The sequence below is a fragment of the Thermus sp. NMX2.A1 genome (genome assembly GCF_000511705.1).
In the GTDB taxonomy this organism is placed as follows: Bacteria; Deinococcota; Deinococci; order Deinococcales; family Thermaceae; genus Thermus; species Thermus scotoductus.
The window spans coordinates 1-2464 of the sequence record NZ_ATNI01000007.1 but is presented as its reverse complement, the minus strand read 5'-3'; the positions used below and the strand labels follow the sequence as shown (position 1 = coordinate 2464).

Here is a 2464-nt window from a genome sequence, read left to right as displayed (position 1 = left end):
CACAAACTCCTACACATAATTCCTTACACGACCCCTGATGTTGCTCCTTTGGTAGGAATCGCAGGTGGGGCAATCCACGGTGAGGCGCATGCCAGCGGCGGTGGGGGGTACTCGGACGGTGTAGCTGATGGTCACCTGGGCCACCTGCCCCGCCTGGACATAGGCGCTCGTGGCGCTGGGAGAGGACGGTCCGGCTCTCCCACGGGCTTCACCTCCCCTTGGTGGACGCCCTGATCCTGGCCACGGCCCTGGAAGGGGGGGCGAAGGAGATTTGGACCGCGGACGCCGACCTGGCCCGGTATGAGGGGACGCTCAGGGTGGTCCTTCTCAGGCCGGAGGGGTAAGCCATCCGGTGCCAAGGCCCTCGATGGGAGGCTTTTCCACAAAGACTCGTCGATCACCTGACTGCTTAACGAGTATCACCAGGTACTTATGACCGAGCATCCAAGGGTCTAGGAGCGGACTCATTCCAGCCCACAGCCCTTGCGGAAGGTAGATATCTCCTCCAGGGTGGCGGGAGAGGCCTCCGGGAACTCCCCCATCCGTTCCTCGGTGTACACCTCCACAGGGACGGGTTCCAGCACCACCCTGTCCTCCTCGAGGCGCACAGCTAGGATCTCCCTAAGCTTCAGGCTAAGGGACTTGCGCACGAAGGCGAGGGATGCGTCCCTTTTCCGGGATGACGAAGCACGACGGTTGGGCTCAACCTGGAGGCCGGACCTTCCGAATAAAGTCCCCTGGGGTCATGATCCTAAGGGGCAGGTCTTCCCTGGACATGAAGCGACCAAAGTGCCTGACGTCACCCGTTAGCAGGACCTGGGCCCGGGCCAATAAGGCCGCCCGAAGCACCGGTTGGTCCTTCTCCGGAAGTTCCGCCGCCAGGGCTGCCATGGGCCCCTCGTGGCGAAAACCGCCTTCCCCTGGCTCCTGGATCAAGACCACACGCCTCATCAGGGCCCCGAGTTGAGGTAGGGCTTCAGGCCGCTTCCGCTCCAGGTTGTACTGGGCTTCCACCAGGCACAAGGGGCTGGTGAGAAGCTGGATCTTTTCTGCTTCGGCCAGGGCCCATATAGCGGCAAAAACCGTACCTCCTAAGGCGGCAGAAAAGAGCACATTGGCATCCAAAAACACCCTCACTCCAGCCCCCAAGCCCTGCGGAAGGCGGCGACCTCCTCGTCATCAGCCTGGGAAGCCTGGAGAAACTCCCGTATGCGCTCTTCCGTGTAGGCCTCCACTGGAAGGAGGTACACAGGCTCCAACACCAAACGTCCCTCTTCCAGGCGCACCAGCAGGGGATCGCCCGGCTTAAGGGAGAGAGCCTTGCGGAGGGGGGCGGGTAGCGTAATCTGGCCTCTGGGGGAAACTTGGAGGACAAACTTCACATTTTCAGTATAGCTGACATATCGCTTTCCTGCTAAGAGTCTTGACCCCGGAGGCCTTACCGGAGCTTCTCCTGGAAGAGCTGGCTCCCCTTATCAACGAGGACCAGGTGGTGCGGGTTCAAGTGGAGGTTGTATTGCATACGGCGCGCACGGTTCGGCTAGAATGATCCTTAGCCATGGTCCAGGTCAAGGAGGTGATGACCTCTGCTCCGGTGACAATAAGGCCGTGGGCCAGCGTACGGGAAGCGGCCAACCTCATGGCCCAGCATAGGATCGGAAGCCTTCCGGTTCTCGAGGATGGCACCCTGGTGGGCGTGATCATCAGCCGGGACCTCAGGGGGGTTCACCCCAACCGGGTGGTCATGGATGTCCTCCGAGGCCCTCCCATCTTCATTTCCCCGAAAGCCAGCCTCCTCGAGGCCCAGGCCCTGATGCAGGAGAAAGGTGTGGAAAGGCTTTTGGTGGTGGAGGAGGGGCGCCTTCTCGGAATCCTTACCAAGCGCGCCCTGGCCTTCGCCCTGGGCCAGGGCTTTGACCCCCTCACGGGCCTGCCCCGGGCCGACTTTCTGCGGAGCCACCTGGAGCGTCTCATGGACAAGGGAATCGATCCCACCCTGGTCTTCGTGGATCTGGACGATTTCGGCCTCCTCAACAAGCAGCTGGGCCACACCGCAGGCGACCAGGCCCTGAAGGAGGTGGCCAGCCGGCTCTCAGCCTTCGCCCGTAAACACAGGGGAGAAGCCTTCCGGTATGCCGGGGACGAGTTTGCCCTGGTTTTCCCCCGACCCCGCGCCCGGGCTCTCCCTCACCTTCCCGAGCTCCTGAAGCTTCCCCTTAGGGTGGGGGAAAAGAGGTTGGGCTTGTCCCTGGGGGTGGCCGGGGGGAGGCGGCGCAAGAAGCGGCCGGGAAGCTCCCGGGCCACCGCCGATGACCTCATCCGCCTAGCCAGCCTGGCCTCCACTCTGGCCAAAGGCCGTCCGGAAAAGATGGCCCTGGGGGAGGAGGTAAACCTGCCCAACACCCGGGCTCTAGAAGCAGAATCCTTTCCCGGGTCGGGGCGGTGAAGGCCATTTCATTTCATA

Annotated in this window: 4 protein-coding genes and 1 pseudogene; 2 read left to right on the top strand and 3 right to left on the bottom strand. The window is 62.5% G+C overall.

All coding sequences use genetic code 11. From position 1 onward, the window contains the following. Positions 1–197: 197 nt before the first annotated feature. Positions 198–344 (top strand): annotated as a pseudogene (locus TNMX_RS12465) (PIN domain-containing protein); the annotation flags it as partial. A 120-nt stretch (positions 345–464) separates the two neighbouring features. Here the strand turns inward: TNMX_RS12465 and TNMX_RS00160 are convergent. Genes TNMX_RS00160 through TNMX_RS00150 form a run of 3 tightly spaced genes read right to left on the bottom strand, consistent with a single transcriptional unit; the run spans position 465 to position 1382 of the window. Then, positions 465–650: a hypothetical protein gene (locus tag TNMX_RS00160; RefSeq protein WP_052037865.1), complete on the bottom strand. Its 186-nt coding sequence runs from the start codon at positions 648–650 to the stop codon at positions 465–467. A 52-nt stretch (positions 651–702) separates the two neighbouring features. After that, positions 703–1137 carry a putative toxin-antitoxin system toxin component, PIN family gene (locus TNMX_RS00155; protein ID WP_019551683.1) on the bottom strand — a complete coding sequence of 145 codons (435 nt, stop codon included), beginning with the start codon at positions 1135–1137 and terminating at the stop codon, positions 703–705. Continuing rightward, positions 1134–1382: an AbrB/MazE/SpoVT family DNA-binding domain-containing protein gene (locus TNMX_RS00150; protein ID WP_019551684.1), complete on the bottom strand. Its 249-nt coding sequence runs from the start codon at positions 1380–1382 to the stop codon at positions 1134–1136. Before TNMX_RS00150 ends, TNMX_RS00155 begins: the two co-directional genes overlap by 4 nt. A 176-nt stretch (positions 1383–1558) precedes the next feature. Here TNMX_RS00150 and TNMX_RS13500 point away from each other — a divergent pair, with 176 nt between their 5' ends. Further along, the gene (locus tag TNMX_RS13500; RefSeq protein ID WP_019551685.1) at positions 1559–2446 is read left to right on the top strand and encodes a CBS domain-containing protein; all 888 of its coding nucleotides are present in this window, start codon (positions 1559–1561) and stop codon (positions 2444–2446) included. The last annotated feature ends 18 nt before the right edge of the window (positions 2447–2464 follow it).

Coding starts and splice junctions, on each gene's coding strand:
- TNMX_RS13500 (WP_019551685.1), top strand. CDS start 1,559: ATGGTCCAGGTCAAGGAGGTGATGACCTCTGCTCCGGTGACAATAAGG.